Below are 25,707 nucleotides of genomic sequence, written 5' to 3' on the forward strand. Positions count from 1 at the left end.
CTTCTGGCTGTCGGTCTGGCCGGTTGGCGAGAGTGTGTGGGATGCCAGGTATAATGCCAAATACGAAGAATGAATTGTGATATCGCAAATCCGAATAACCATGACGGGGTGAGGGCGATATTCTCCGCCCCAACTTTGGGAGACGATGCAATGGCGCAAATCGCAATGATCGGGTTTGGCGCGGTGGGCCAATATGCTGCCCGTGCCCTGTCCGGCTTGCCGGAAATCGAAGGCGTGTCGGTGTTGTGCCGACCGGGCCGGGAAGAGGCGGCTAGAGCCGCACTGTGGCCGGATATCGAAATCGCATCATCGATTGAGACGCTTTCCCGGCAACCGGATTGCGTCGTCGATTGCGGCGGACATCCGGCACTTGTTGCCCATGGTGCGGCGGTTCTGAGGAATGGAATCGACCTGATCACGGTCTCTATCGGCGCTCTGGCGGATGACGGGCTTGCGGAACGCTTGGAGGCGGCGGCGAGGGAAGGCGGGGCTCGCTTGGAACTGGTGTCGGGGGCTGTCGGCGCGATTGACGCGTTGGCGGCGGCACGGATCGGCGGGCTCGACAGTGTCCGCTATACCGGCCGGAAGCCGCCCGCGGGCTGGGCCGGTTCCGCGGCCGAGGATCGATTGGACCTTGCGTCGCTAACAGAGGCCGCGGTTCATTTCGACGGTACGGCACGCGAGGCGGCGCGCCTCTATCCCAAGAATGCCAATGTGGCGGCGACCGTTGCCCTGGCGGGGCTGGGACTGGATGAGACCAAGGCGGTCCTGATCGCCGATCCGTATGCGTCAGGAAACATCCATGAGGTCGAGGCTATCGGCGCTTTCGGACGGTTTACCTTCCAGATTGAGGGCAAGCCATTGCCCGATAACCCGAAGTCATCCGCATTGACCGCCATGAGTGTCGTGCGTGCGGTCCGAAACCGCGTCAGCACTATTGCAGTGTAGGGGGCGCGGCACCGGCCGCCGTCTCACGCAAGACCGCCAGAAAGGCCTGCGCCGCAGGGGACAGGCCGCCGGCACGGCGATAGGTGACGCCGACCGCCCGGCCTGACAGGTCCACCTTGCAGGGCAGGATCGCCAGGTCGCCGCGCGCCACTTCCGGTGCGACGACGTGATAGGGGAACACCCCCAGCATATCCGTGCGCATCAAAAGTTCCCGGTTGGTCAGGAAGGATACGGATTCCACCGCGGCGGCCGGCGGAGTCAGGTCCCGGTCGAAGAAGGCCTTTTCGAACTGACGCCGCAGGGAGGTTTCCGGCGGCTGCAGAATCCAGGCATGGTCGACCAGGTCCGCGAATTCCACCTTGTCCTGTCGCGCCAGAGCATGTCCGGCGCGCGCAACGATACAAACTTCTTCTTCCAGCAAGCGGATCTGGGCCAAATCCTTGCGGTGCCGGAACTCAGGCAATCGTCCGACGACCAGATCGACATCCCCGGCGCTGAGGGCAGGCATCAGGACATCGTTGGTGCCGTCGCGCACGGCAACGGTCACGTTCGGGCGGTCTTCGCACATCGCCTTGATCGCGGCAGGAAGCAGCCAGGCCGACGCGGCCAGCAACGTCCCAACGACAACACGGCCGCCGCTGCCCTCGTTCAGGTCGTCCAGTTCCTGTGCTGCGTGATAAACCTGGGCCAGAATCAGTTTCCCATGCCGGACCAGTGCCTCGCCGAAGGTAGTCGGGATGGCGCCGCGATTGGTGCGGTCGAACAGGCGGACGCCGAAATCGATCTCTAGATCCTTGATCAGTTTCGTCGCCGCCGGTTGGGAGATGTTGAGGTCCTGCGCCGCGTGCAGAATGCTGGATCGTTCGGCCACGGCGACCAGCAATCGCAACTGCTTCAGCTTCAGGCGCGTTGAAACCCGTTCCGCGATCTTGACGTGTCGGTTGGCGGCGACCATGCGGTTCCTCCGGTTTTGGTATTGTAAAAACGAATAGCCACTTCAAACCAATTTCATTGATGGCCGGTTCAACGCCTCGTAGCGTTTTTGGAAGAGAAAAGAAACAGGGGATGCGTCGGCATGGGCCACCCGCGCTTCAAGCCATTCAATTTCCAGCGATGGATCGCGGAGAACGAGGATCAGCTGAAACCGCCGGTCAGCAACAAGAAGCTGTTCGATCAGGACAGCGGCTTGATTGTCATGATCATCGGCGGCCCGAACCAGCGCGTCGACTTCCATGACGACCCTGCGGAAGAGTTTTTCTATCAGCTGCGCGGCGACATGCTGCTGAAAATCCATGACGGCGGGGAACTTTACGACGTGCCGATCCGGGAGGGGGAAGTGTTCCTGCTGCCGCCGCATGTCCGGCATTCTCCGCAGCGTCCGGTGCCGGGCTCCATCGGTCTTGTCGTCGAAGGCGCTCGACTGCCCGACGCCCGGGACGGGTTCGAATGGTACTGCTTCAATTGCGGCGCGATGGTTGACCGGGTGGAGGTGAAGGTCACCGATATCGTCAAGGATCTGCCGCCATTGTTCGATGCCTTCTATGGAGATACCGCACGCCGGACTTGCGGCGCTTGCGGTTCCGTTCATCCGGGGCGGGAACCGCCCGCCGGTTGGGCCAATCTGACTTGATGATCCGAGAGACAGGGAGAGAGTGATGAAACTGAGTAAGAGCATCGTCGCGGGGGCGGTTGGCCTGTCCCTCGCATTGTCCGCGGGGGCCGCGGTCGCGAAAGATTTTCGTTTGGGCCTGATCACGCCGCCGCCGCATGTTTGGACTAAGGCAGCCGACGCTTTCGGAGCCGAATTGGCGGAGAAGAGCAACGGTGCGCATACGGTCCAGGTGTTTCCGTCCCGTCAGTTGGGGAATGAGGCGGAAATGCTGCAGCAATTGCAGACCGGTGCCCTGGACATGGCCTTCCTGACGGTCGCGGAAGTGTCCAACCGCGTGGCCGATCTGGGCGCTTTCTATGCACCTTATCTGGTGAACGACATGGACGGCGTTGCCAAGATCCTGCGCAGCGAAACCGCCACCGGACTTCTGGACCAGCTACCGCAACAGATCGGCGTCGTCGGCGTTGGCTACGGCTCGGCCGGGCTGCGGCAGATCGCGTCCCGCGACACGGTCGAAAGCGTATCGGATCTGTCCGGTAAGAAGATCCGGATCACCCCCTTCGCGCCGATCCAGGACTTCTACAATCTGCTGGGCACGGCGCCGACGCCGATGCCGCTGCCGGCGGTCTATGACGCCATGGCCAACGGTCAGGTCGATGCCATCGACATGGATCTGGAACTGATCTGGAAGCTGAAATACTGGGAGCATTCCAAGACGGTCGTCCTGTCCAATCACATGATGTTCCCGATGGTCGGCTTGGTGTCTGCACGCGTATGGGCCCAATTGTCCGAAGAGGACCGCGCGCTTGTGCGGGAACTGATGGCGAAACATGTCGATTCGACGATCGATACCTTCGTCGCGCAGGAGCCGAAATTCTTGGAGGAAACCCGGAAGACCGGTGTTTCGATCGTCGAGGTCGGGCCGGAATTCTTCGGCGATGCCATTGACCAGTGGAATGCCGCCTGGGAGAAGAAGACGGACGCCTTGGCGGCGCTTCGCAAGGAAGCGGGCATGTAATTTCCTCGCCTGACCGTTTGGGCCGGGTTTCGGGGCCGCTCCTCCCGCAATCAGGAGGGGCGGCCCGTTTCATATGGTGCGTTTCATGATTTCAGTGTTCAGATCGATTTCCGGGGCCGTCCTGCTGGCCGAACGATGGGCGATGATCCTCCTCTCCGCATCCGTGACGGGGCTCATCCTGTTGAATGTCGTCACACGGGCCACTGACAATGCGATCTATTGGGTCGACGAAGCGGCGATCTACGCCATGGTCTGGCTGGTCATGATCGGGGCGTCGGCCATCATCCGGCTGCGGCGCGGCATTTCGGTCACAATCGTTGAAGACATGTTGTCGCCGGCGGCAAAGCGGATGTCAGGCATTCTGGTCGACGCAGGCCTATTGCTGCTCGCCGGGCTACTGATTTGGACCAGCATCCTGTGGTACGACCCGGCCGCCTTGATCGCGAATGATTTCAATTTCGCGGCTTTCTCCGGATCGACCTTCAATTTCATCTATCAGGAACCGACCAATACGCTCGGTCTTCCGAAGTATTTGGTGTGGCTGGTCATGCCGATCACGGCAGTCACCATGACGATCCATGCCGCGACCAACCTCGTTGAGCGGATTACCGGTCAGGTGACAGATTTCACCGGCTGGGAGGACTGATCCATGGTCGGTATTGTCTTCCTTGTCCTGCTTATGATCGGCCTGCCCATTGCTTTCGTCCTGGCGGCATCGGCGTTGTTCTATATCTGGTACGCCGATCAGACGGTATTGCTGCAATCGGTATCGCAGCAGATGTTTTCCGGCATCCAAAGTTACGGGCTGCTGGCGATTCCCCTGTTCATGCTGGCCGGAGAACTGATGAATGAAGGCGGGATTACCGCACGCCTGATCGGGTTTGCCGGCGTCTTCGTCGGCCGGGTGAAGGGCGGGCTCGCCTATATCAATCTGATGGTCAATATGATGATGGCCTCGATCATCGGATCTGCCGCAGCCCAGATCGCGATCATGTCGCGTGCCATGGTGCCGGAAATGACTCGCCAGGGCTATGCGCCGTCCTTCGCGGCGGCAACGACGGCGGCGGGTGGCCTGCTGTCGCCGATCATCCCACCTTCCATGCTGTTCGTGATTTATGGCGTCCTGGCGCAGATCGCCATCGGCGACATGTTCATTGCCGGGATCATTCCCGGGCTGATGATGGCGGCCGGTTTCCTGATCGTGCTGGCAATTCTCGGCTGGCTGACCGACATGCCGGTTGCGGAAGCAATGGATGGCACGGAGAAGCGCCGTGCTTTGCTGTTCGGTCTGCCGACCTTGCTGATCCCAGCGGTTATTGTTGGCGGCATCCTCGCTGGCATCGCGACACCGACGGAATCCGCCGCCGTGGCATCGGTCGTGGCGCTGTTCTTGGGCCGGTTTCTCTATCGCGCGCTGGATTTCAAGAGAATGCCGGTCATCCTTTTGCGAACCGGACTGAACACGGCCATCGTCGTCTTCATCATTGCGGCGGCCAACTTGTTTGGCTGGATCGTGATCTACGAGCAGATCCCGCAGCAACTGGCTGCCTGGATGGCGGCGTTGACCGACGATCCCTTCGTCTTCCTGCTGTTGGTCAATCTGGGCCTGCTATTCGTCGGCATGATTCTTGACGGTATTGCGGCTCTGATCCTAGTGGTGCCCATTCTTCTGCCGATTGCGCAAAGCAATTACGGGATCGACCCGTTTCACTTCGGTGTCGTTGTGTGCATCAATCTGGTTCTAGGACTGCTGACGCCGCCGGTCGGGGCGGGATTGTTCGTGACCACGGCGATGACAGGAGTGCGCCCGGGCGCGCTGTTCAAGGCCTTGATGCCCTTCCTCTTCACGACCCTCGTCGTCCTGGTCATTCTGAGCTGGCAGCCTTGGCTGGTCACCATTTTGATCGAGTAACCGGCCCAGGCCGTTAGTCGTCGCCTGAATGACCGACGGACGAGGAGGGCCTGAACGTGCCCAATGCCTGACTTGGCTGAGATTCTGCGTCTGATGGCGGGGTCGTCGGTATGTCGATGCTGAACTCGCTGCCCTCGTTCAGCGCGCTACGGAAGCTCAACCGTCCGCCCATCAGCCGGACGAGTTGATCCGTCACCGCCAGGCCGATTCCGGCGCCGTCATGGGCCAGATCAGGTTCCTCGGCAAACCGTTGGAACATGCGGAAGACATAGGGATGCTCCTCCGGGGCGATCCCAATTCCCGTATCGGCGACCGCGATGCGGTAATAGCCGTCTTGCGTGGCCAGGCCGGTGATTGTGACCGTCCCGTCTATGCGATTGTACTTCACGGCGTTCGACAGGATGTTGAAGACACATTGGCGCAGGCGTGTCGGGTCACCGTAAACCGTGATCTCCGTTTTCGTCGTCACCTTGTTCGTGACGACAACTTGCTTTTTCTGAGCGTAGGGCTGCATCTGCGCCAGACATTCGGTCACGATATCCACGATGTTGACGGCCTGAATTCGGATGTTCAGGCGACCCCGCTCGATCTGCGCGAGGTCCAGAATTTGGCTGACGAGTTCGTGGAGATGGGTACCGGCGTTGTGAATATGGCCCGTCCATTCATTCTGCTTGTCCGACAACTCCCCCATTCGCAGCATTTCGGAGAAGCCGATCACCGCGTTCAGCGGTGTACGCAATTCATGGCTCATGCTGGCGAGGAAGGAGGATTTTGCGCTGCTGGCCTGTTCCGCAGCGTCCTTTAGGCCACGCAGTTCGGTTTCGGCGCGCAGGCGATCCGTGATGTCGCGGAAAGAGGCGACATAGTGTCTGTCGCCATTCGCTTGATAGGTGGCGATGTTGATCTCGATCGGAACCGAACTGCCATTTTTGCGACGGCCGTGAACGTGGCGGGGAAAATGAATGACAGCGGGGGAGGTTGCGGCGATTTCATCAATGATTTTTCGATGGTGTTCCTGCAAATCGGCTGGGACAAGGGCGCTTATGTCCATGCCCGCCGCCTCGTCGCGGACATACCCGAAGATTTTCTCGGCCGCCGCGTTGAAGACTTCAATCCTGCCATGTTTGTCGACGGTCAGGATTCCATCACTGCCGCTGTTAACGATGCTTTCGAACCGGGACGCTTCGTTGTTGAGGTGGCGGACAGCATGGGACAATAGCCGTTCGCGGCGTAGTATCCAGAATGTCATGGCGCAGCCCATCGCCAGGAACAGGGCTGCGGCAATCTGCGCTCCGTTGGACCAAAACCGGCCTTGATCCACGGAACGCGACAAACTGTTTCTGCCACTGTCGTATGTGCCTCGCCAGGCAGCGCGCAAAGTGGCCAAGCCGCTGATCATTGCAGTGTCGTTTACCCGTACCGCCTGATCGATCTGCCGGACCAGCGTATTCGCCTCCACGAGGGCATCTACTACGTCGATGTTGGTGCGGTATTTATCGATCGTGTCACGAATCGCTTTCAGGGCGATCCGTTCATCCTGGTTCACCCCCAGGCTCTCATACTGATTGAGGATGCTCGTTGCGGCGTTGAAATCCGCCAGCGCCATGTCGCGGTACCTCTCGTCGCCGCGAATGACATAGTTCTTGAAGTTGTGAACCAGACCGCCGAACCCGATCTTGTCATGCAGACGGCTGAGCAGAAGACCTTTCTCGGTCGGCATTTGGCCTAGAACGGTCCAATCACGCTCGATCCGATGGAAATGTTCGCCGATCAGAAATGCGAACCCGCCTGCCGCGACGGTCAGCAGCAGAAATGCCATGACGACCATGCGGGCGCCACGTGCGAGCCGGATGGTCGACGATTGTGCCCGATCGTCCGCCATGCTGTTCCAATCCCATCCCTGGAGCCGTACCTGGGTAAGGCCAGATTTACCAGTCTTATGGCGACCGGATTACGTGTATCTCCCATCCCAACACCAACTAGAATGCCGGGGAAAATGATCGTCAGCAATGACATATAGTGATTCAATTACAGCCAGTTAGGATCATGTTTTCATCAACCACAACCTGTGATGACGGAAACGTGCTGTTGAGGCGAAATGGGGATGCTGTCGATGCGGACAGGTAACCGCCGCCAAGTCTCCATGCTGGAACGGCCAGACCCCAAACTTCATGATTGCGTCCCGCTGGTCAAAGATGCCGGATATTTCACCCGTTGGATAAGCTGATATGTCTAAAAATGGGCTATCCGTCCCGAACCAAAATGTGGAAACTCCGGACAGATGCCGCGCGATACGTTCTCAATCTTTCTGTTTCTTTCGATCGCCGTTCTGACCGTTGTCAGGGCGCTGTTCGCACTTGAATGGCTTGGGGGCGTTGCCGCGGGATTGGTGGCGCTGCTGCTGATCGTAGAATTCACCCGCATTCCCGGACTTCAACGCGGGGTCGGAATTGCGCTTCTGCTTGGCGGCACGGTAGCGGCTGCCTTCACGCCAGACCCGGCCGCAATCATACTATTGGGGTTGGAAAAGACATTACCTTTCCTGCTCCTGTTCGCTTCCGTGGCGTGGCTGCAGATTCCGTCCGGGCAAAGCCCGTCGCTGTTGGCAGTTCGCGAGACGGTTCTGCGGCAGCCGCCAGGACGCCGGTTCGCCTGGGTCGCTGCGGTTGGCCATTTTCTTGGCGTCGCTTTCAATCTGGCGGGGTTGTCCCTGCTGACTCCCATGGTGGAACAAGGCAAGGATGAGCGCCTCCAGAAACGCTTGGGTCGGGCGATGATCCAAGGATTTGGGGCGGGTACCTGTTGGTCGCCGCTTTATGTCGGGACGGCTGTGATTATCGCGTCCGTGCCGGGTGTCAGTTGGATTGAAGTCGGACCCGCAGGGTTTGGAATAGCCATGGTTCTGCTGGGCTGGAGTTGGACTTTCGACCGCCTGTTCGCTCGGCGAGGCGGTGGAGGGGGCGGGACGGCAACGGAACGCCAGTCCGGCATGCCTCCGATCGTTTGGGCGCGACTGATCTTGATCTTGTGCAGTCTGTTCGGCTGCATCATCGGGCTGGTCGAAGGACTGGGATGGTCGATACCGGTCGCTCTGGCGGTAACGGCGCCGGTCTATGCCATGATCTGGTCGTTGCTGATCCGGCGGGCGGGCGCTGGGCCGGGGGCCGCAGCGACGGCTCGTCGGGTTCTGGCGGGCCTGCCAGGCTTGCGTGGCGAGGCGTTGCTGTTCACCGGGGCAAATGTCCTGGGCGTCGGGATCGCGGCGCTGATTCCGGATGCGGGCCCGGCGGCGTCGGAATTCCCAATCGCGCCGACGGTAATGCTGGTCCTGATCATGGCGGGCTATGCTCTGCTCAGCGCTGCCGGGCTGCATCCGGTCGTGACCGTCGTGCTGGTCACGTCGATTTTGACTCCGACCGTGATCGGTGTCTCGCCGGCCATCTTGGCCTTGGCCCTGATGACGATGTGGGGACAGGGCACGAACATCTCTCCCTTCTCCGCGACGGTGCTTTATATGGCGCGGGTGACCGGACGCAGCGGGTGGACTGTGGCATGGCGTTGGAACGGCCCGTTCGGAATAACCGCGACCCTGATTTTGGCCGGCATAATCGCGATCTTGAACCTGAATGGATTTGCTTAAGCCCTTATGCCAGATGGCATGTTTGCCTATATGGCAAGCATGTCTGACGCGTACGATACGCCGGCTAGGCTCTCATTGCCCAATGTCAGGATGCGGCTATCCCGCATAATGCCCAACGCCTCGCGAAGCGTTGGGGACGAAGCCGCGCCCAGGGCGCCCAGTAGCCCGGCAATAGAGGTCTCAACCGGTACAAAGGGACGGTCGTGCAGCGTCTCTAGAATCGATTTGGCCGCCAGGTCATCGACCGTCAGGCACGCCGCCAGATCTTGCAGCAAGCTGTCTTGGACGACGGATGGTAAGGTCCCCCCGAAATTCGGCAGGTCCACGTTTTGGGATTGGACGAGAACGAGCCTGGGACCTTGATCGCCGAGAACATGTCGGTAACGCGCCGCAAGGGCGAGTGCCATTTCCGTTGCTTGGGCTTGAACAAATACATGGGTCGGCCGTAACTCTGCCGGTAAGTCGAGTGCTTCCGACGCGACCACGCTGTAGCCCGCCAAGATGTCCTGAAAACGTGTGAGAGCGGAATTGTCCTGGGTCTCCGCCAGGGCATGCCAACCTTCGCTTGCCGCTGCCGCGGCACATGCCCGCACTGCCGCAGCTTCGTCACCATCGACCGGAATCGCCACCGCGTCCAAAGCGGCGATCCGCTTAACCAGTCCAGCAGGGGAGGCGGTCGGTACAAAGATCCGGCACCGGCATCCGGCCAGTTTTGCCTCCCAGGCCACGGAAACGCCGAAGGAATCGCCGGACGCGACCGTCACTGTCATTTTGCGCAAGGCGTCGATATAGGCGCCGTTCCGGACGGAGGACAGTGCGGGACGCGATCCGATTGCCCGCGCCAGAATTTCCGCCGATAACCGCAGTACCGCATAGGCGCCGCCGAGCGCTTGAACGCCGCCGATCCCAAGGCGTTGCGACTCATCCTTGTAGTGCAATGCACCTATGCCGACGGCCTGCGCGAGCGGGGATAGGTCGCGGATCGGCGACGGGGCATATTCCGGCCAGGCGGATATCTCTGAAAATGCCTCCTCGGCCATCGGCGCCGGCAAAAGACCGTTCAGGCGGAACGAATCGGTTCCGCCGTCTTGGCCAAACAAACGCGTGTCGGTCGGGACATCGTAAAGTTGCATGCGGGGAAGGCTAGCATGGCGATTTCAAGGAGACCATGCGGGTAGGCTTAGTCTCCTGACACGCCGCGTCAGGAACCTTTGGCCATTGGATAGATCAGGGGAGGGGGCTGGAGGCGCGAGCCGGAATCGAACCGGCGTACACGGCTTTGCAGGCCGCTGCGTAACCACTCCGCCATCGCGCCTCACCGGGCAGATCGGGGTCGGAAGCGACCGCCATTGCCCGGAGGCGCGTCTATAGCCTTAGCCGGATCGCCGGTCAAGAAAGCTATCGGCGACATGATTTGTCCCTCCTTCGCGCGTTGCCAAGAATGACGCGGGAACATATAAAGCAAGGGCCTAGCAACATAGTATCAGGACGGGTCAGGAACATGGATTTCGCCCTCGCACGCCGGAACATGGTGGAGTCTCAACTGCGGACGAACAAGGTCATCGCGCCGGCCGTGCTCGACGCGCTGCACAGCATTCCGCGGGAACGCTTTCTGCCGCCGTCGCGCCGGGCTCAGGCCTATGTCGACGAACATGTCCAGATCGCCAAGGACCGCTGGATCATGCCGCCCATGCCGATGGCTCGCCTGATTCACGACGCCATGCCGCAGGCGGATGACAATGCGCTGGTCGTCGGTGCGGGCATGGGCTACTCCGCCGCCATTCTGGGCCGTCTCTGCCGGTCAGTCTTTGCGCTGGAAAGCGATGCCGATCTGGTGGCCGAAATGGGGGCGGCACTGACCGAACTGGCCTTGGACAATGTCGTCGCCGTGGAAGGGCCCCTCAAGCAGGGCTATCCCAAGGAAGGACCTTTTGACGTCATCATCCTGGGCGGTGCGGTCGATGAGGTGCCGGAAGGTCTGATCGACCAGTTGAACGAGGGGGGCCGTTTGATGGCGATCGTGAACTCACCGAACGGGATCGGCCGGGCGACGCTGTATGGCAAACGTAACGGGGTTACGACGCCGCGGACGCTGTTCGATGCCACCGTCAAATCCTTGCCGGGATTTCAAAAAGCGGCGGCTTTCGTTTTTTAAGAGACTCCGGTACGACATGTTGCGATTGTGGGTAGCAATGCCGTCGGCCGCACCATATATGACCGGCAGTTTTGTTTCTAAGCGGCAGATGGGTGCCGAGAGGGGCCAGTGGTTATGACGAAATTCGGTATGCGGTTCGGGCTGTTTTCGACGGCCGCCGCGGTCGCTTTTGCGCTCTCCGGCGCGGTTTCCGGCGGGGCTTTGGCTCAAAGTCTGGAGGAAGCCCTTTCCGAGGCCTATCTCAGCAACCCGACTCTTCAGGCACAGCGTGCCCAGGTGAGGGCGACGGACGAGGGCGTGCCGCAGGCCAAGGCCGGCTGGCGCCCCAGCGTTGAACTGGTTGCCGATTCCGGCCTGTTGCGGTCGCGCTCCCGGACCCGGACAACCCGCACCAATTCGACCCGTATGACGCATGGTATCGAGTTGCAGGTAACCCAGAACGTCTTCAACGGTGGCGGCACCGAAGCGGCGGTCGAAGGCGCCAAGGCGGATGTCCTGACGAACCGGGCCGAACTGACCTCGACCGAACAGACCGTGCTGCTGCAGGCGGTGACGGCCTATATGGACGTGCTGCGCGATACGGCCGTGGTCGATTTGAACGAACAGAACGTGCTGCGGCTGCAGCGCCAGTTGGAGGCGACGCGCGACCGGTACGATGCCGGTGTGGCGACGCTGACCGATGTCGCGCAATCAGAATCCCGCATTGCGCGGGCGCGCTCCGACCAATTGACCGCCGAGGGCGACCTTGAGGTCAGCCGCGCGGTGTTTGAAGAGGTGATCGGCCTCGCCCCGGCGAATTTGAGCCGCCCGACCTTGAATCCGACCCTGCCCGGCGGCCGGGACGAAGCGAAATCCATGGCGGTTCAACGGAATCCGTCTGTGCTGAGTGCGGTGTATTCGCGCCGTTCCGCCCTGCATGACGTCGATGCCCAGTTCGCCGATCTGCTGCCGCAGGTCGATATCATCGGCACTGCCTCCCACAATTGGGACAGGACGTCGGACGGGTCGCGCAGCCGCGAATATCAGGTGGCGGCGCAATTGACGGTTCCGATCTATCAGCAAGGCTTCGAAACGAGCCAGATACGCGGTGCCAAGATGACCGCGGCTCAGGCCAAGATGCAGATCGAGGCGGCCCGCCGTGACGCCAGCGAACAGGCTTTGAGCGCGTGGGAGACCTATCAATCGGTCGTGGCGACGATCGTCGCCATCCGCGAGGAAGTCCGCGCGGCGGAGATCGCGCTGGAAGGCGTGCAGCAGGAAGAGCTGGTCGGGCAGCGCACCGTGCTGGATGTGCTGGATGCCGAGCAGGAATTGCTGGATGCGAAGGTGAGCCTTGTTCAGGCCGAGCGTGACGAAACCGTTGCCCGGTTCGAACTGGTTGCCGCTGTCGGATCTCTGACCGCGCAGGACCTTGGTCTCGATGTCGAAATTTACGATCCCAGCCGTCATTACGACTCGGTCAAAGACGAGTGGTGGGGCTTGGGGGGGGAAGTCGAACCCCACGACAGCGACGAAACGGCCCGCGCCGTTCAGCCCTAACCTCCGGCGGGCGACATCGCGTAACCGCAAAGTCTACTTGCGAAGTCTGACCTGAATCAGGCAGGCTCCCCCTTGATCCGCTTGTGCTTTTTCGAATGACGGGCGGGGAATCGGCGTATGCTTACCGTCGGGGGTGTGCTCCGGTCTTTTCAGGGACGGTGACGAAACGATGAGCGACAACCAAGAACCTTCGATGGAGGAAATCCTCGCGTCGATCCGAAAGATCATTTCGGAGGACAGCGAGGACGAACCCGAGAAGCAGGCCGCCCCGCCCCCTGAACCGGAGCCGGAACCTGAACCCGAGCCGGAACCCGAGCCAGAGCCGGAGCCGGAACCCGAACCGGAGCCTGAACCAGAGCCGGAACCTGAGCCGGAACCTGAGCCGGAACCCGAGGAAGAACCTCTCGAACTCGACGACGAGTTCGAAGAGGAGGAAGAGCCACTTGAGCTCGACGACGAAGTCGAGCCCGAGCCGCCGGATATTGAATTGGTCGACATGGAGGATGAGGTCGAGGAGCCGGAACCGCCGCCTCCACCCCCTCCGCCGCGCCCGGAACCGAGACCCGCACCGGCCCCGATGCCTGCGGCGATGTCCGACGACGATCGGATCATTTCGGACCAGACCGAGGATTACGGTGTCCATCATTTTGCGGCGTTGGAACGCTCCATTCGCATGGGGCAGGCCGGAGAGACGCTGGAGGATATCGTCAAGGGCTTGCTGCGGCCGATGCTGCGGTCTTGGCTGGACGAGAACCTGCCCGGATTGGTCGAAAGGCTGGTCCAGGAAGAAATTCAGAAAATGTCCCACCGCGCCCGTCGACGCTGGGACGAAGAGGACTGACCCTCTTCACAGATTTGGAAAAGCCCCCGACTTCGGGGGCTTTTTCATGTCTGCGTCGCGGCAGGATTTGACCTGCCCGGCGCAAGCCGTATAACCGACGCGTTTGACGGAATCTCTATCGTTTGAAGGTGTTCGATGCTGGACAAGACCTACCGGCCCGACGCGGTCGAGGGTGCGCATTATCAGCGCTGGGAAGATGGCGGCCATTTCGAATGCGGACGGCGTCCGGACGCCGACCCGTTCACCATTGTCATTCCGCCGCCCAATGTAACCGGCAGCCTTCACATGGGGCACGCCCTGAACAATACGATTCAGGACGTCCTGATCCGCTACAACCGCATGATCGGCAAGGACGCCCTGTGGCAGCCCGGCATGGATCACGCCGGCATCGCGACCCAGATGGTCGTCGAACGTAAGCTGGCCAAAGAGGGTAATCAGTCGCGCCGCGAAATGGGCCGCGATGCCTTCATCGACAAGGTCTGGGAATGGAAGGCCGAAAGCGGCGGCACGATCTCCCGTCAGCTTCGCCGCCTGGGCGCCTCCTGCGACTGGCGCCGCGAACGCTTCACCATGGATGAGGGGTTGAGCGCCGCCGTTCTGAAGGTCTTCGTCGACCTGTACAAGGACGGCCTGATCTACAAGGACCAGCGTCTGGTGAACTGGGACCCGGCCCTGGAAACCGCGATTTCCGACCTGGAGGTTCAGCAGGTCGAAACCAAGGGCAATATGTGGTTCTTCCGCTATCCGGTTGAAGGCGAGGACGGTGTCTTCCTGACCGTGGGAACGACCCGGCCGGAAACTATGCTGGGCGACACCGGCGTCGCGGTTCATCCGGAGGATGAGCGCTATAAGCATCTGATCGGCAAGCATTGCATTCTGCCGCTGGTCGGTCGCCGCATTCCGATCGTCGCCGACGAATACGCCGATCCCGAACAGGGGTCGGGCGCGGTGAAGATGACGCCGGCGCATGATTTCAACGATTTCGAGGTCGGTAAGCGCCAGGGGTTGGAGATGATCAACATCCTGACCCCGCAGGCGACGCTGAACGACAGCGTGCCGGAAAAGTATCGCGGCATGGAGCGTTTCGCCGCGCGCAAGCAGATCGTCGAAGATCTGGACGCGCTCGGCCTGCTGGAGAAGATCGAGGATATCCAGCACACCATTCCCTATGGCGACCGAGGCGGCGTGCCGATCGAGCCGTATCTGACCGATCAATGGTATGTCGACGCCAAGACCCTGGCGAAACCCGCCATCGAGTCCGTCGAGCAGGGCCGCACGAAGTTCGTGCCGGAAAACTGGACCAAGACCTATTACGAATGGATGCGCAACATTCAGCCCTGGTGCATTTCGCGCCAGCTCTGGTGGGGCCACCGCATCCCGGCCTGGTACGGGCCGGACGACAAGGTTTTCGTCGCCCTGACAGAGGAAGAGGCTCAGGCGGAGGCGGATGCCCACTACGGCGCCGCGACCGAACTGACGCGAGATCCGGACGTGCTGGATACCTGGTTCTCGTCGGCCCTTTGGACCTTCTCGACCCTGGGTTGGCCGGAACAGACCCCGGAACTGAAACGGTTCCACCCGACCGATGTTCTGGTGACCGGTTTCGATATCATCTTCTTCTGGGTCGCCCGGATGATGATGATGACCTTGCATTTCATGAAGACGGAGCCCTTCCACACCGTCTATGTCCACGCCCTGGTGCGGGACGAGAAGGGCCAGAAAATGTCGAAATCCAAGGGGAACATCATCGATCCCCTGGAACTGATCGACGAGTATGGCGCCGACAGTCTGCGCTTCACCCTGATCGCCCTGGCGGCGGCCGGACGCGATATCAAACTGTCGCCCCAGCGGGTCGAAGGCTATCGCAACTTCATGACCAAACTGTGGAATGCGGCCGCGTTCTGTGAGCGAAATCAGTGTGTTCTGGATGAAAGCTATCGCCCGGAAATGGCGCAGCACACCCTGAACCGCTGGGTGTTGGGAGAGTTTGGCAAGACCCGCGATGCCGTCACGGCCGCAATCGAGACCTACCGTTTCAACGAAGCCGCGGGGGCGATCTATGCCTTCGTCTGGGGCACGTTCTGCGATTGGTACATCGAATTCGCCAAACCGCTCTTTGCCGGGGATGACGCGGCGGTCGCGGAGGAAACCCGGAAGACGGCGGCGCATGTGCTGGAACGGGTTTTGCGCCTGATGCACCCCATCGCGCCCTTCATCACGTCCGAGATTTGGGACAATCTGAAGGGCGAGGGCGCGGATCTGCTGATCGATTCCGCCTGGCCGTCGCAGGGCGCCGAGGCCCTGGTCGATCCGGCAGCGGAAAAGGAGATGAACTGGGTTGTCCGGTTAATCTCGGAAATCCGCTCCGCCAAGTCGGAAATGAATGTGCCGCCGGGTACCAAAGTCACCTTGGCTATCCAAGGGATGGGCGAGGCCGCGCGGGAATGGCTGGTGCGTCATGACGCGCTGATCCGGCGCCTTGCCCGGGTCGAGGCGGTGGAACATGTTGACGCCATTCCCCGGAACGCGATTCAGATCGTCCTGGACGAAGCCACGATCGGCATTCCTCTGGCCGGCCTGATCGATTTCGACGCCGAACGGCAACGCCTGGAGAAGGCCATCGCCAAGGCCGACGCCGAAATCTCAAAGATCGAAAAGAAGCTGGGGAACGAAAAGTTCGTCGCCAACGCGCCGGAGGAAGTGGTTCAGGAAAACCGCGACCGTCTGACCGAAGAGCAGGCCCAACGCGCCAAGCTGGCCGACGCATTGTCGCGGATCCGCTCGGCGGAGTGATCAAGCTTGGACGTGGCCATTGTCGGGGCCGGTGTTTCCGGTCTGGCAAGCGCCGCGTTTCTGGCGCGCGACGGTCACCGCGTGGTGATTTTCGAGAAGTTCGACAAGGCAGCCCCAGTCGGGTCCGGCCTGCTTCTGCAACCCACTGGGCAAGCGGTCCTGGAATGCCTCGGCCAACGGGGTTTTATTGTCCGGGCGGGCGCGAGGATTACCCAGCTGGACGGCCGTACGGTATCCGGCCGAAAGGTACTCGATCTGGATTACCGCCGTCTGAACGGCGACATGTTCGGCCTCGGGACGCATCGTTCCGCCCTGTTCGACGCCCTGTTTTCGGAATGCGAGGCGGCGGGTGTCTCCTTCGAACTCGGTATCGAAGTGAGCCATATCGAAGGGGTCGATACGGCGAAACCGCGCTTGGTTGCATCGACGGGCCGAAGCTATGGGCCATTCGACCTTTTGCTGGATGCCGGCGGCATGTTCTCGCGGCTTAGGACTGCGCATCTTGGTGGGCAGGGGTGCAGGCCATTTCCCTATGGGGCGGTTTGGATCACGGCGGATGTGCCCAATGAAATTTTCACCCGACCGGCCTTGCAGCAGCGGTTCCACGGGACCGACGTAATGATCGGCGCCTTGCCCATCGGCAATGGCGGCATCGCTGACAGATCGGGAAAAATAGCATTCTTCTGGAGCCTGCGTAACGATCAGTATGAAACGTGGCGTTTGGCGCCTTTGGCATCTTGGAAAGACAGGGTCGTTACATACTGGCCGGAAGCAGAACCGCTATTGTCCAAAGTGCACGATCACGACGAACTGCTGCATTCGGTCTATGCGGATATCAACGTCCATCCACGCTTGGGACCTGCCGCGGCGTTAATTGGCGATTCCGCGCATGGCACCAGTCCGCAACTCGGAAATGGTGGCAATTTGGCGCTTCTAGACGCCGTCGTCCTGGCGATTGCCTTCGCGCGGGCCCGGACCGTGGAAGAGGGATTGAGCGATTTCATCGCCCAACGGCGCCGTCATACACATCTATACCAGATGATGAGCGCTTATCTTACGCCGGTGTTCCAATCCGATCTTCAGCCCTTGGCCTGGGTCAGAGACGCTGTCTTTGGCGCTGCCTGCCGCGCACCATATTTCCGGCGGGATATCGCGCGGATCATGGCCGGTATCAAAACCGGCCTGTTTTCCGCCATGGACCCCAACGCCCTGATCGCACGCTATCGCGGTCGGCACGACGCGACGCAATCCGGCTAGGCGAACCACCAGCGTTCGATACAGCGGCTGCCGTCCAGGGTCCAATTGCTGCCGATCTCCGCCGGGACGGCGACCGAGTCGCGGCGGGCGAAGACGTAATTGGCGTAGAGCGGTATGACGGAGCCGCCGTCGCGCCGGACGATATCCTGCATTTCGAAATACAGCGTGCGCCGGGTCGAAACGTCCGTTTCGGCGCGCGCCTGCAAGAGAAGGGCGTCGAAGCGTTCATTCGACCAATCGGATTCATTCCACGGCACACCGCTTTGATAGACTTCGGAGAACATGGAATCCTCCGTCGTTCGGCCGCCCCAATAGCTGGCGCACCAGGGACGATTGCGCCAGACATTGGTCCAGTATCCGTCGGAAGGAACGCGGTCCACGGTGATGTCGATTCCGGCGGCGGCGGCGTTTTCGCGGTACAGGGCGGCTGCGTCCACGGCCCCTTGGAAGGCCGCGTCCGCCACGCTCAGGGTCAGGCTGAGGCGGTCGTATCCTGCCTTTTTAAGGTGATGACGGGCGCGATCAGGGTCGTATTCCGCTGCCGGCATTTCATGATTGTAATAGCGGTTCGCCGGAGTGATCGGTGAATCGTTTCCGACCGTCCCATGGCCACGTAGGATGCGCGTCAGCAGGTCCTGACGGTCCAGGGCACATTTCAGGGCGCGGCGGACCTCCGGGTCGTCGAAAGGCGCCATATCGCATTGCATCGGGAAGGTGAAATGCTGTGTGCCGGCCACTTCCATGACCGCGACGCCCGGCGCCTGTCTGAGCAATTCGAACGTATCGAGGGGAACCCGGTCGATGGCGTGGACTTCACCCGTCAGCAGGGCCGCCTGACGGCCGGCGGGATCGACCGAAGTCCGAATCTCCACGCTGTCGAAAAAGCCGCGATTGTCGTCCCAGTAGCCTTTGTAGCGGCTGAACTGTGCGACCACCCCCGGGTCGAAGCGGTCCAGCCGGTAGGCGCCGCAACCGATCTCCGCGTTGGGGTCGATCTTGCCCTCGCTGCTGGGCACAACGACCAGATGGCCGTCGGCCAGAAGGAAGGGAAAATCCGCGTTGCCGTTCCGCAAGCGGATGGTGATGCCGTCGGCATCGACCGTCAGGTCGGTGATGTCCTTTAACAGTGGCTGTGCTGCCGATGCGACATCCGGGTTGCGGTGATAGTTCAGGGACGCCGCGACATCGTCCGGACGCACCGATTGTCCGTTGTGAAAGGTCAGACCCTGCCGAAGGGTGAAACGCCAGGTTCTTGCGTCGGAGGAATGCTCCCAGGTCTCCGCAACCTCTCCGACCAGGTCGCCATTGGCCGCGATTTCCGTCAGGCGGCCATGCATCGCATGGGCAAGGCAGTTGGTGAACTGGTTCTCCCAGGTCGCGGGGTTCAGTGTATCCGCCGTGTTGCCATGCCCCAGCGCCAGGACGAAATGGCCCCCCCGCTTCGGTGTGCTCGCCGCCCGGGCGCTCCCTGTCAGCAGGGTTGGCATTGCGACAGCGGCCGTCGCGGCCGCCAAGACGCCGCGCCGCGTCATACCCCTTCCACCGAAGATCGGCGCCCGGTCCCTGCATCGCAGCAGGTTGCCACTACCTCGACTTGTGCATTCCCCAGCGCATTCCTGTCACGAGATGACCCTGGCGAACAACTTGTATTAGAATGAGGATTTCTTTCACTGAGAGAAATTCCAACGTTTCCGTACCTTGCCGCATGCAAGCTTGTCCGCGTGCCACAATTCGGTTTCCATGCTGCGATGCGCAGTGAGGGAGATCGACATGGACATGAACCTTTCCGGCAAGCGGGTCCTTGTGACCGGTGCGAATGGCGGGATCGGAGGAGCAATTGCCGCCGGTTTCCTGGCAGAAGGCGCACGCGTGGCCGTGCATGCTCGCAAGGCGGACACCGCGAGAAGCGTCGCTGAGGCGCTTGGTCCGAACGCAGTTCCGGTGGCGGCGGATCTGGGCGATTCGGATGCGATCCGAAGCATGGCCGCCGATGCGATTTCCGCCTTGGGCGGGCTGGATATTCTGATCAACAACGCCGGAATCTTTGAGACCGCGCCCATCGGTGAGACGACCGAGGACATGTGGGACCGGTCCTTTGCTATCAACACGAAATCCTGCTTTACCCTGAGCCAGGCCTGCATTCCGGCAATGGTGGGGCAGGGTGCCGGTGGATCGATTCTGTTCATCAGTTCGACCAGCGACAAGGATGCGGCGGCAACCTACTCCGCCTACAACGCGTCCAAACACGCGGTTCGCGGGTTGATGCGTTGTCTGGCGGTGGAGGTGGCGCCGCACAAGATTCGCGTGAACTGCATCGCGCCCGGCTGGGTCGAAACGCCGATGGCCGGCCGTGCGCGCGATCAGTATGCGCGCGAAGGACATGGCGACGCGGCTGACGCTACGGCGGAAATGCAGTCCCATTCCTTGCTGGGCGAGATCGTTCCGCCCCAGGCCATCGCCGACATGGCGGTCTATCTCGCATCCGACAGGGGGGCACAGATCACCGCCCAGTCGGTCAGCGTCTGCGGTGGGACGACCCATTGGGGGTGATCCTCAATAGGGGATGGGCTGACCGTCCCAGGCATAGAACCCGCCGGACATCGACGCATCCGCATTATCGATCACTCGCAGCAGGCATTCGGCGCTGTAGTCCGGCGTGAACAGTCGGTCGCTTGGGACTCCGCGCTGGAATGGACCCGATAAGGCAGTGTCGACCGTGCCGGGATGAAGGCACAGCGCGCAGGCTTGCGGATGAGTTCTGCCAAGTTCGATGGACAGCGTTTTCACCAGCATGTTCAGCGCGGCTTTTGACGCCCTGTAGCCGTACCAACCGCCCAATTGATTGTCGCCGATGCTGCCGACCCGCGCGGAAAGTACTGCAAAGACGCTTTTGCCGTCGCGCGGCAGTTTGGGCAGGAAATGTTTGGCGATAAGGGCCGGCCCGAATGCATTGATCCGCATCGCCCTTTCCAGCCACTCCGCATCCAGTTCCCGCCATGACTTTTCCGGACGATGCGTTGCGTCGTGCAGAATACCGCTGGCTACGACGACAAGACGCGGGGCGTGCAGATTTCGGGCGGCCGCCTCGATGGACGCTTCGTCCGTGAGGTCCATGGGGGCCGGGGTGATCTTGTCGCCGGCCCAAACCTCATCCGGCCGGCGGGCGAAGGCGTGTAGCGTGGAAATGGCCGGGTGCTGCGAGAGACGGCTGACAAGGGCGCGGCCGATCCCACCTTGGGAGCCGATGACCGCGACCTCCGAACCTGGTGGCAGCCAGCCCATCGGCTTGGTCCGTTCGCCTTCATGCTTCGTATCTTGCATGGCGAGAAAGCTAGTGGGGGCGTCGGGGTCTTCAAGCACATGAAAGCCAATGGGAAACACCGCAAGAAAGGCGATCTGCCAACCAAGACCTGCGCTGCCTGCGGGCGTCCCTTCACGTGGCGGAAGAAATGGCGCGCCGTTTGGGAGGAGGTGCGGTTCTGTTCCGACCGATGCCGGTCGGAGCGACGGGCTCAACGCCCGTAAACGTCTTCCAGGCGTTCGATATCGTCTTCTTCGACATAGTCGCCAACCTGCACTTCGATCATATGCAGCGGTTCCGGTCCCTTGTTTTCCAGCCTGTGCGTCGCGCCGACCGAGACATAGGTGCTCATGTTCCGAGTCAAAACCTGCTCCTCGCCATCGATGGTCACATGGGCGGTGCCGCGCACCACGACCCAGTGTTCCGATCGCCGTCGATGCCGCTGCAGCGACAGGCGGCCGCCCGGATTGACGATGATGCGTTTCACGCGGAAGCCGTCTTCCTTGTCGATATCTTCATAAGTGCCCCAGGGACGGGCGACGCGGCGGTGATACTCGGCCTCCGCGACGCGCTCCTGCGACAGGTCGGCGACGATCTCCTTGACCTCTCCGGCACGATCCTTCGGTGCCACCAGAACGGCGTCGGCGGTCGAGACGACAACCATGTCCTCGATACCGATCGCGGTCAGCAGGCGACCGTCCTCGGACCGAAGATAGCTGCCGGACGTATCGCGCGTCGCAACCCGGCCGATCGTGGCGTTGGCATGCGCGTCATGGCCCGCGGTTTCATAAAGCGCGCCCCAGGACCCCAGGTCGCTCCACCCCATGTCCGCCGTCACTGTCGCGGCATGCCGTGTTCTCTCCATGACCGCGACGTCGATGGACAGGGATGGCGCCGCGCCGAACAGGGCGGCGTCCAGACGGGTGAAGCCGATATCCTGCTGTGCGGCGGCATGCGCCCGGGCGGCGGCTGCTTCGACCTCCGGGGCGAGCGTGCGCAGTTCCCGCAGCATGACAGAGGCGCGGAAGACGAACATCCCGCTGTTCCAGCCGTAGCCGCCTTGATCCAGATAGGATTGCGCCGTCGCGGCGTCAGGCTTCTCGACGAAGCCGTCGACGATATTGACGCCTTCTAGGCCTGGGACCGGCGCACCGTGCCGGATATACCCATAGCCGGTTTCCGGCCGCGTCGGCGCAATGGAAAAGGTGACGATCCACCCTTCGGCGGCGGCGGCGATCGCCTTTCGCAAGGATTCTGTAAAAGCTGATTCGTCCTCGATTCGATGATCCGAGGCGAAGATGCCGATCACCGGATCGCGGCCACCCGCCATGGCCGCGTGACAAGCCAGGGCGACCGCGGGCGCGGTGTTGCGGCCGACCGGCTCCAAAATCAGCGCTTCGGGCGTGACGCCGATATCCGTCAATTGTTGGCGGACCAGGAACCTGTGGTCGTCATTGGCGATAATGATCGGCGCCGCGCGGCCTTCGGTCCCTGCCAGTCGTTGCACCGCCTGTTGCAGCAGGGACCCATCCCCGACAAGCGCCAGCAATTGCTTGGGATACGTGCGGCGCGACAGGGGCCAGAGGCGCGTGCCGGAGCCGCCGGACAGGATAACGGGTTGAAAGGGCGTATCGGTCATGGATCCGGTCTGTGTCCTCGTCTCGGGCGCGGGGCAGCTTATCGTTCGGGCGGGAGTGCGAAAAGCGCTACGGCCTCAAGGTCTCAAGTCAGGGGCGGGGCCGCCGTTCGGCGCTGGGCGGCTGTCCGAACCGGCTGGAGAAGCTGCGGGTGAAGTGGGCGGCGGATCCGAAGCCGCAGCGGAAGGCGATGTCGATGATTGTAAGGTCCGTCTGGCGCAGCAACTGCCGCGCCCGGTCCAGGCGCAGCCCGCGGTAATAGGCACCGGGCGTGGTTTTCAGCCATCTCTTGAACTGACGCTCCAGTTCCCGAGGCGAAACGCCGGCGGCTTCGGCGAAGGTTTCGGTGCGGACGCTTTCCTCCAGATTGGCTTCCATGGCTTCCACGGCGCGGGTCAGGCGCGGGTTGATGCCGCGCAGGCGTTCCCGCAATTTGAGGCGTTGGGAATCGCCCGGGTCGCGAATACGAGAATAGACGAACTCGTCGGCCGCCTTGTTCGCCAGTTCGTCGCCGTGCCGGAGTCGCAGCAGGCTCAGCATCATATCCAGACCGGAGGTGCCGCCCGCGGCCGTGAACCGGTCCCGGTCGACGACGAAGAGATCCTGGCTGAAGGTCACCCTGGGGAAGCTCTCGATATAGCTTTCCAGCATTTCCCAATGCGCGGTGGCGCGGTAACCGTCCAGTAGGCCGGCGCTGGCAAGTACGAAGGTGCCATTGTCCAGGGCACCGATGGCGGAACCGAAACTGGACCAGCGGCGCAGGACAGCCAACACATCCGACGTCGCCAGATCTTCGTGATCATAACTTGCCGCGACGACCAGGGTCGGCAATCGTTGGGCGGAGCCGAGCGAATGGTCGACGGCGACACTGATCCCGTTCGCCGCGGGAACCGCTGCCCCGTCGCGGGACAATAGAACCCATTCATAGAGCGGTTTGCCGGACAGCCAGTTCGCCATGCGCAGCGGATCGATCATCGCCGAGAAGGCGAGCATCGAAAATCCGGGGAGGAGCAGAAAGCCGATACGCTCGGTACTTTCGGAGGCGGGACGATGAAACATGCTTCAGCAATAAAGACGGATTCTATCATGCTCAAGTCGGAAAATGGAAAGCGTGGCCTTTGCTGCAATTTACCATCCGGCAAAACCCAAACGCGGGAGGTTATCCAGCCATGAACACAGACGTCGTCATTACCTGCGCGGTCACCGGTTCCGGTGCGACGCAGGACAAGCACCCGGATCTGCCGAAGACCCCGGCCCAGATCGCGGACAGCGCGGTCGAAGCGGCCAAGGCCGGCGCGGCCATCGTCCATATCCATGTCCGTGAAGACGACGGGACTCCCTGCCGCGATCCTAAGAAATTCAAGGAGGTTTGCGACCGCGTGCGCGACAGCGGCGTCGATGTGGTCCTGAACCTGACTGCCGGCATGGGCGGCGACCTGACGCTGGGCCCGCCCGAAGACCCGATGGCGATCAGTCAGGCGGAAACCGATATGGCCCCCTGGTCCGAGCGGTTGGATCATGTCCGCGAATGCCTGCCGGAAATCTGCACGCTGGATTGCGGCACGATGAATTTCGGCAATGGCAATTACATCATGACCAACACGCCGCCGATGCTGCGCGCCTTGGCCAAGGGCATGCAGGATATCGGCGTGAAGCCGGAAGTCGAGGTCTTCGACACCGGTCACCTGTGGCTTGCCAAGCAGCTTCATGCCGAGGGCCTGTTGAGCGACCCGCCGCTGTTCCAGCTCTGTCTTGGCATCCCCTATGGCGCGGAAGCCAATACGACGGCAATGAAGGCCATGGCGGATATGATGCCGGCCAACGCCAACTGGTCCGGTTTCGGGATCAGCCGGATGCAGATGCCGATGGTGGCACAGGCTGTCCTGCTGGGCGGAAACGTCCGCGTGGGATTGGAAGACAACCTGTATCTGGATCGCGGCGTCTTCGCGACCAACGCGCAACTGGTGGCGCGTGCCCGGCAGATTATCGAACTGATGGGCGCCAGGGTCTGCACGCCGGAAGAGGCGCGCCAGAAATTCGCGCTGAAAAAGCTGGTCTGAGGAGCATCGACGAATGTCGGAAGTGAAGACTGTCGGCCTGGTTGGCGGCGGGGTGATCGGTGGTGGCTGGGCGGCGCGCTGCCTGGCGAACGGGCTGGATGTGATCGCCTATGATCCGGCACCCAATGGCGAGGCGATCCTGCGCGGGAAGGTGGCCAATGCCTGGCCGGCCCTGACCCGGATCGGCCTGCATCCGGACGCGTCCCAGGACCGCCTGCGCATGGCATCCTCGATCGAGGAAGTCGCGGCGGCGTCGGATCTGGTTCAGGAATCCGTGCCGGAACGGCTGGATCTCAAGATCCGCATTCATTCGCAGATCGACGCGGCGGCCGCGCCGGACGTGCTGATCTGTTCTTCGACTTCCGGCCTGCTGCCCAGCGATTTCCAGGCGGAATGCGAGCACCCGGAACGCGTCCTGGTCGGCCATCCGTTCAACCCGGTCTATCTGTTGCCGCTTGTCGAGATCGTCGGGGGCAAGAAGACAGCCCAGGAGGCGCGGACCCGCGCCGGGGCGTTCTATGAGAAGATCGGCATGTACCCGGTCCAATGCCGCACGGAAGTCGAGGGCTTCCTGTCCGACCGCCTGCAGGAAGCGCTGTGGCGCGAAAACCTGCATATGCTGGCCGAAGGGCATGCGACGACCAAGGAAATGGACGATGTCGTCGTTTATGGACCTGGGCTGCGCTGGGCCTTCATGGGCGTCAACCGGACCTTCGCGCTGGCTGGCGGCGATCAAGGCATGCGCCATTTCATGGAACAGTTCGGCCCGGCGCTGAAACTGCCCTGGACCAAGCTGGAAGCGCCGGAACTGACCGAGGAACTGATCGACACGGTCGTGAAAGGTACCGAGGAGCAATTGGCCGATATCACCATCCCGGAGATGGAACAGCTGCGCGACAATTGCCTGATCGAGATCATGGAGGCCTTGTCGAAATACCGGGAAGGCGCGGGCGAAGTGCTGCTGCGCCTGCGGGAAAAGAACCAATAGGCGGGG

The 25,707-nt window shown here is 61.6% G+C and carries 22 protein-coding genes and 1 tRNA gene; 15 read left to right on the top strand and 8 right to left on the bottom strand.

Features of this window, described 5'->3' with window-relative positions; genetic code table 11:
• Nucleotides 1–150: 150 nt before the first annotated feature.
• Nucleotides 151–948: an aspartate dehydrogenase gene (locus ACO06O_RS08340; RefSeq protein ID WP_421878191.1), complete on the top strand. Its 798-nt coding sequence runs from the start codon at nucleotides 151–153 to the stop codon at nucleotides 946–948.
• Here the strand turns inward: ACO06O_RS08340 and ACO06O_RS08345 are convergent.
• Nucleotides 935–1,903, bottom strand: a complete 969-nt coding sequence (locus tag ACO06O_RS08345; protein WP_421878193.1) for a LysR family transcriptional regulator — start codon at nucleotides 1,901–1,903, stop codon at nucleotides 935–937. The two genes, ACO06O_RS08340 and ACO06O_RS08345, sit on opposite strands and share 14 nt — an antisense overlap.
• A 120-nt stretch (nucleotides 1,904–2,023) precedes the next feature.
• Here ACO06O_RS08345 and ACO06O_RS08350 point away from each other — a divergent pair, with 120 nt between their 5' ends.
• The 4 genes from ACO06O_RS08350 (at nucleotide 2,024) to ACO06O_RS08365 (ending at nucleotide 5,490) form a co-directional block, all read left to right on the top strand.
• Nucleotides 2,024–2,578, top strand: a complete 555-nt coding sequence (locus ACO06O_RS08350; RefSeq protein ID WP_421878195.1) for a 3-hydroxyanthranilate 3,4-dioxygenase — start codon at nucleotides 2,024–2,026, stop codon at nucleotides 2,576–2,578.
• Nucleotides 2,579–2,603: 25 nt separating this feature from the next.
• The gene (locus tag ACO06O_RS08355) at nucleotides 2,604–3,578 is read left to right on the top strand and encodes a TRAP transporter substrate-binding protein (RefSeq protein WP_421878197.1); all 975 of its coding nucleotides are present in this window, start codon (nucleotides 2,604–2,606) and stop codon (nucleotides 3,576–3,578) included.
• 85 nt (nucleotides 3,579–3,663) lie between these two features.
• Complete coding sequence (locus tag ACO06O_RS08360; RefSeq protein WP_421878199.1) at nucleotides 3,664–4,224, top strand: TRAP transporter small permease; 561 nt, start codon at nucleotides 3,664–3,666, stop codon at nucleotides 4,222–4,224.
• A 3-nt stretch (nucleotides 4,225–4,227) separates the two neighbouring features.
• Entirely contained in the window at nucleotides 4,228–5,490 is a 1,263-nt protein-coding gene (locus ACO06O_RS08365; protein ID WP_421878201.1) for a TRAP transporter large permease, read from the top strand.
• 13 nt (nucleotides 5,491–5,503) lie between these two features.
• Here the strand turns inward: ACO06O_RS08365 and ACO06O_RS08370 are convergent, their stop codons facing one another.
• Nucleotides 5,504–7,372: a sensor histidine kinase gene (locus tag ACO06O_RS08370; protein WP_421878203.1), complete on the bottom strand. Its 1,869-nt coding sequence runs from the start codon at nucleotides 7,370–7,372 to the stop codon at nucleotides 5,504–5,506.
• Nucleotides 7,373–7,771: 399 nt separating this feature from the next.
• Here ACO06O_RS08370 and ACO06O_RS08375 point away from each other — a divergent pair, with 399 nt between their 5' ends.
• The gene (locus tag ACO06O_RS08375) at nucleotides 7,772–9,130 is read left to right on the top strand and encodes a hypothetical protein (protein WP_421878205.1); all 1,359 of its coding nucleotides are present in this window, start codon (nucleotides 7,772–7,774) and stop codon (nucleotides 9,128–9,130) included.
• Between the two features lie 26 nt (nucleotides 9,131–9,156).
• Here the strand turns inward: ACO06O_RS08375 and ACO06O_RS08380 are convergent, their stop codons facing one another.
• Together ACO06O_RS08380 and ACO06O_RS08385 are read right to left on the bottom strand one after the other, a co-directional pair.
• Nucleotides 9,157–10,263 carry a pyridoxal-phosphate dependent enzyme gene (locus ACO06O_RS08380; protein ID WP_421878207.1) on the bottom strand — a complete coding sequence of 369 codons (1,107 nt, stop codon included), beginning with the start codon at nucleotides 10,261–10,263 and terminating at the stop codon, nucleotides 9,157–9,159.
• Between the two features lie 108 nt (nucleotides 10,264–10,371).
• Nucleotides 10,372–10,445 (bottom strand) — tRNA-Cys (locus ACO06O_RS08385).
• 186 nt (nucleotides 10,446–10,631) lie between these two features.
• Here ACO06O_RS08385 and ACO06O_RS08390 point away from each other — a divergent pair.
• The 5 genes from ACO06O_RS08390 (at nucleotide 10,632) to ACO06O_RS08410 (ending at nucleotide 17,715) form a co-directional block, all read left to right on the top strand.
• The gene (locus ACO06O_RS08390) at nucleotides 10,632–11,285 is read left to right on the top strand and encodes a protein-L-isoaspartate O-methyltransferase family protein (protein ID WP_421878209.1); all 654 of its coding nucleotides are present in this window, start codon (nucleotides 10,632–10,634) and stop codon (nucleotides 11,283–11,285) included.
• A 114-nt stretch (nucleotides 11,286–11,399) separates the two neighbouring features.
• Nucleotides 11,400–12,824, top strand: coding sequence for a TolC family outer membrane protein (locus tag ACO06O_RS08395; RefSeq protein WP_421878211.1), 1,425 nt, complete (start codon nucleotides 11,400–11,402; stop codon nucleotides 12,822–12,824).
• A gap of 169 nt (nucleotides 12,825–12,993) precedes the next feature.
• Entirely contained in the window at nucleotides 12,994–13,665 is a 672-nt protein-coding gene (locus ACO06O_RS08400; RefSeq protein ID WP_421878213.1) for a DUF2497 domain-containing protein, read from the top strand.
• 135 nt (nucleotides 13,666–13,800) lie between these two features.
• A complete protein-coding gene (locus ACO06O_RS08405) occupies nucleotides 13,801–16,458 on the top strand; it encodes a valine--tRNA ligase (RefSeq protein ID WP_421878215.1) in 2,658 nt (885 codons plus the stop codon).
• Nucleotides 16,459–16,470: 12 nt separating this feature from the next.
• Nucleotides 16,471–17,715: an FAD-dependent oxidoreductase gene (locus tag ACO06O_RS08410; RefSeq protein WP_421879097.1), complete on the top strand. Its 1,245-nt coding sequence runs from the start codon at nucleotides 16,471–16,473 to the stop codon at nucleotides 17,713–17,715.
• Here ACO06O_RS08410 and ACO06O_RS08415 read toward each other — a convergent pair.
• Entirely contained in the window at nucleotides 17,712–19,247 is a 1,536-nt protein-coding gene (locus tag ACO06O_RS08415) for an ABC transporter substrate-binding protein (RefSeq protein ID WP_421878217.1), read from the bottom strand. The two genes, ACO06O_RS08410 and ACO06O_RS08415, sit on opposite strands and share 4 nt — an antisense overlap.
• Before the next feature lie 238 nt (nucleotides 19,248–19,485).
• Here ACO06O_RS08415 and ACO06O_RS08420 point away from each other — a divergent pair, with 238 nt between their 5' ends.
• Nucleotides 19,486–20,265, top strand: a complete 780-nt coding sequence (locus ACO06O_RS08420) for an SDR family NAD(P)-dependent oxidoreductase (RefSeq protein WP_421878219.1) — start codon at nucleotides 19,486–19,488, stop codon at nucleotides 20,263–20,265.
• Nucleotides 20,266–20,268: 3 nt separating this feature from the next.
• Here the strand turns inward: ACO06O_RS08420 and ACO06O_RS08425 are convergent, their stop codons facing one another.
• Nucleotides 20,269–21,036 (bottom strand): SDR family NAD(P)-dependent oxidoreductase, encoded by a 768-nt coding sequence (locus ACO06O_RS08425; RefSeq protein WP_421878221.1) that lies wholly within the window; start codon nucleotides 21,034–21,036, stop codon nucleotides 20,269–20,271.
• Between the two features lie 39 nt (nucleotides 21,037–21,075).
• Between ACO06O_RS08425 and ACO06O_RS08430 the strand changes: the two genes are divergently transcribed.
• Nucleotides 21,076–21,240: a DUF2256 domain-containing protein gene (locus ACO06O_RS08430; protein ID WP_420416569.1), complete on the top strand. Its 165-nt coding sequence runs from the start codon at nucleotides 21,076–21,078 to the stop codon at nucleotides 21,238–21,240.
• On the opposite strand, the gene ACO06O_RS08435 is transcribed toward ACO06O_RS08430, so the two are convergent.
• A complete protein-coding gene (locus tag ACO06O_RS08435; protein ID WP_421878223.1) occupies nucleotides 21,228–22,655 on the bottom strand; it encodes a mannose-1-phosphate guanylyltransferase/mannose-6-phosphate isomerase in 1,428 nt (475 codons plus the stop codon). The two genes, ACO06O_RS08430 and ACO06O_RS08435, sit on opposite strands and share 13 nt — an antisense overlap.
• A gap of 88 nt (nucleotides 22,656–22,743) precedes the next feature.
• A complete protein-coding gene (locus ACO06O_RS08440) occupies nucleotides 22,744–23,646 on the bottom strand; it encodes a GlxA family transcriptional regulator (RefSeq protein WP_421878225.1) in 903 nt (300 codons plus the stop codon).
• Nucleotides 23,647–23,822: 176 nt separating this feature from the next.
• On the opposite strand from ACO06O_RS08440, the gene ACO06O_RS08445 reads away from it, so the two are divergent.
• Complete coding sequence (locus ACO06O_RS08445) at nucleotides 23,823–24,713, top strand: 3-keto-5-aminohexanoate cleavage protein (protein ID WP_420416572.1); 891 nt, start codon at nucleotides 23,823–23,825, stop codon at nucleotides 24,711–24,713.
• Between the two features lie 13 nt (nucleotides 24,714–24,726).
• Nucleotides 24,727–25,701 (top strand): L-carnitine dehydrogenase, encoded by a 975-nt coding sequence (locus ACO06O_RS08450; RefSeq protein WP_421878227.1) that lies wholly within the window; start codon nucleotides 24,727–24,729, stop codon nucleotides 25,699–25,701.
• The last annotated feature ends 6 nt before the right edge of the window (nucleotides 25,702–25,707 follow it).

The sequence above is a fragment of the Pacificispira sp. genome, assembly GCF_965228185.1.
Classification (GTDB): Bacteria; Pseudomonadota; Alphaproteobacteria; order UBA8366; family Aestuariispiraceae; genus Pacificispira.

Coding starts and splice junctions, on each gene's coding strand:
- ACO06O_RS08375 (WP_421878205.1), top strand. CDS start 7,772: ATGCCGCGCGATACGTTCTCAATCTTTCTGTTTCTTTCGATCGCCGTT.
- ACO06O_RS08345 (WP_421878193.1), bottom strand. CDS start 1,903: ATGGTCGCCGCCAACCGACACGTCAAGATCGCGGAACGGGTTTCAACG.
- ACO06O_RS08395 (WP_421878211.1), top strand. CDS start 11,400: ATGACGAAATTCGGTATGCGGTTCGGGCTGTTTTCGACGGCCGCCGCG.
- ACO06O_RS08440 (WP_421878225.1), bottom strand. CDS start 23,646: ATGCTCGCCTTCTCGGCGATGATCGATCCGCTGCGCATGGCGAACTGG.
- ACO06O_RS08380 (WP_421878207.1), bottom strand. CDS start 10,263: ATGCAACTTTACGATGTCCCGACCGACACGCGTTTGTTTGGCCAAGAC.
- ACO06O_RS08450 (WP_421878227.1), top strand. CDS start 24,727: ATGTCGGAAGTGAAGACTGTCGGCCTGGTTGGCGGCGGGGTGATCGGT.
- ACO06O_RS08350 (WP_421878195.1), top strand. CDS start 2,024: ATGGGCCACCCGCGCTTCAAGCCATTCAATTTCCAGCGATGGATCGCG.
- ACO06O_RS08365 (WP_421878201.1), top strand. CDS start 4,228: ATGGTCGGTATTGTCTTCCTTGTCCTGCTTATGATCGGCCTGCCCATT.
- ACO06O_RS08445 (WP_420416572.1), top strand. CDS start 23,823: ATGAACACAGACGTCGTCATTACCTGCGCGGTCACCGGTTCCGGTGCG.
- ACO06O_RS08425 (WP_421878221.1), bottom strand. CDS start 21,036: ATGCAAGATACGAAGCATGAAGGCGAACGGACCAAGCCGATGGGCTGG.
- ACO06O_RS08355 (WP_421878197.1), top strand. CDS start 2,604: ATGAAACTGAGTAAGAGCATCGTCGCGGGGGCGGTTGGCCTGTCCCTC.
- ACO06O_RS08415 (WP_421878217.1), bottom strand. CDS start 19,247: ATGACGCGGCGCGGCGTCTTGGCGGCCGCGACGGCCGCTGTCGCAATG.
- ACO06O_RS08430 (WP_420416569.1), top strand. CDS start 21,076: ATGAAAGCCAATGGGAAACACCGCAAGAAAGGCGATCTGCCAACCAAG.
- ACO06O_RS08390 (WP_421878209.1), top strand. CDS start 10,632: ATGGATTTCGCCCTCGCACGCCGGAACATGGTGGAGTCTCAACTGCGG.
- ACO06O_RS08405 (WP_421878215.1), top strand. CDS start 13,801: ATGCTGGACAAGACCTACCGGCCCGACGCGGTCGAGGGTGCGCATTAT.
- ACO06O_RS08435 (WP_421878223.1), bottom strand. CDS start 22,655: ATGACCGATACGCCCTTTCAACCCGTTATCCTGTCCGGCGGCTCCGGC.
- ACO06O_RS08370 (WP_421878203.1), bottom strand. CDS start 7,372: ATGGCGGACGATCGGGCACAATCGTCGACCATCCGGCTCGCACGTGGC.
- ACO06O_RS08360 (WP_421878199.1), top strand. CDS start 3,664: ATGATTTCAGTGTTCAGATCGATTTCCGGGGCCGTCCTGCTGGCCGAA.
- ACO06O_RS08420 (WP_421878219.1), top strand. CDS start 19,486: ATGGACATGAACCTTTCCGGCAAGCGGGTCCTTGTGACCGGTGCGAAT.
- ACO06O_RS08340 (WP_421878191.1), top strand. CDS start 151: ATGGCGCAAATCGCAATGATCGGGTTTGGCGCGGTGGGCCAATATGCT.
- ACO06O_RS08400 (WP_421878213.1), top strand. CDS start 12,994: ATGAGCGACAACCAAGAACCTTCGATGGAGGAAATCCTCGCGTCGATC.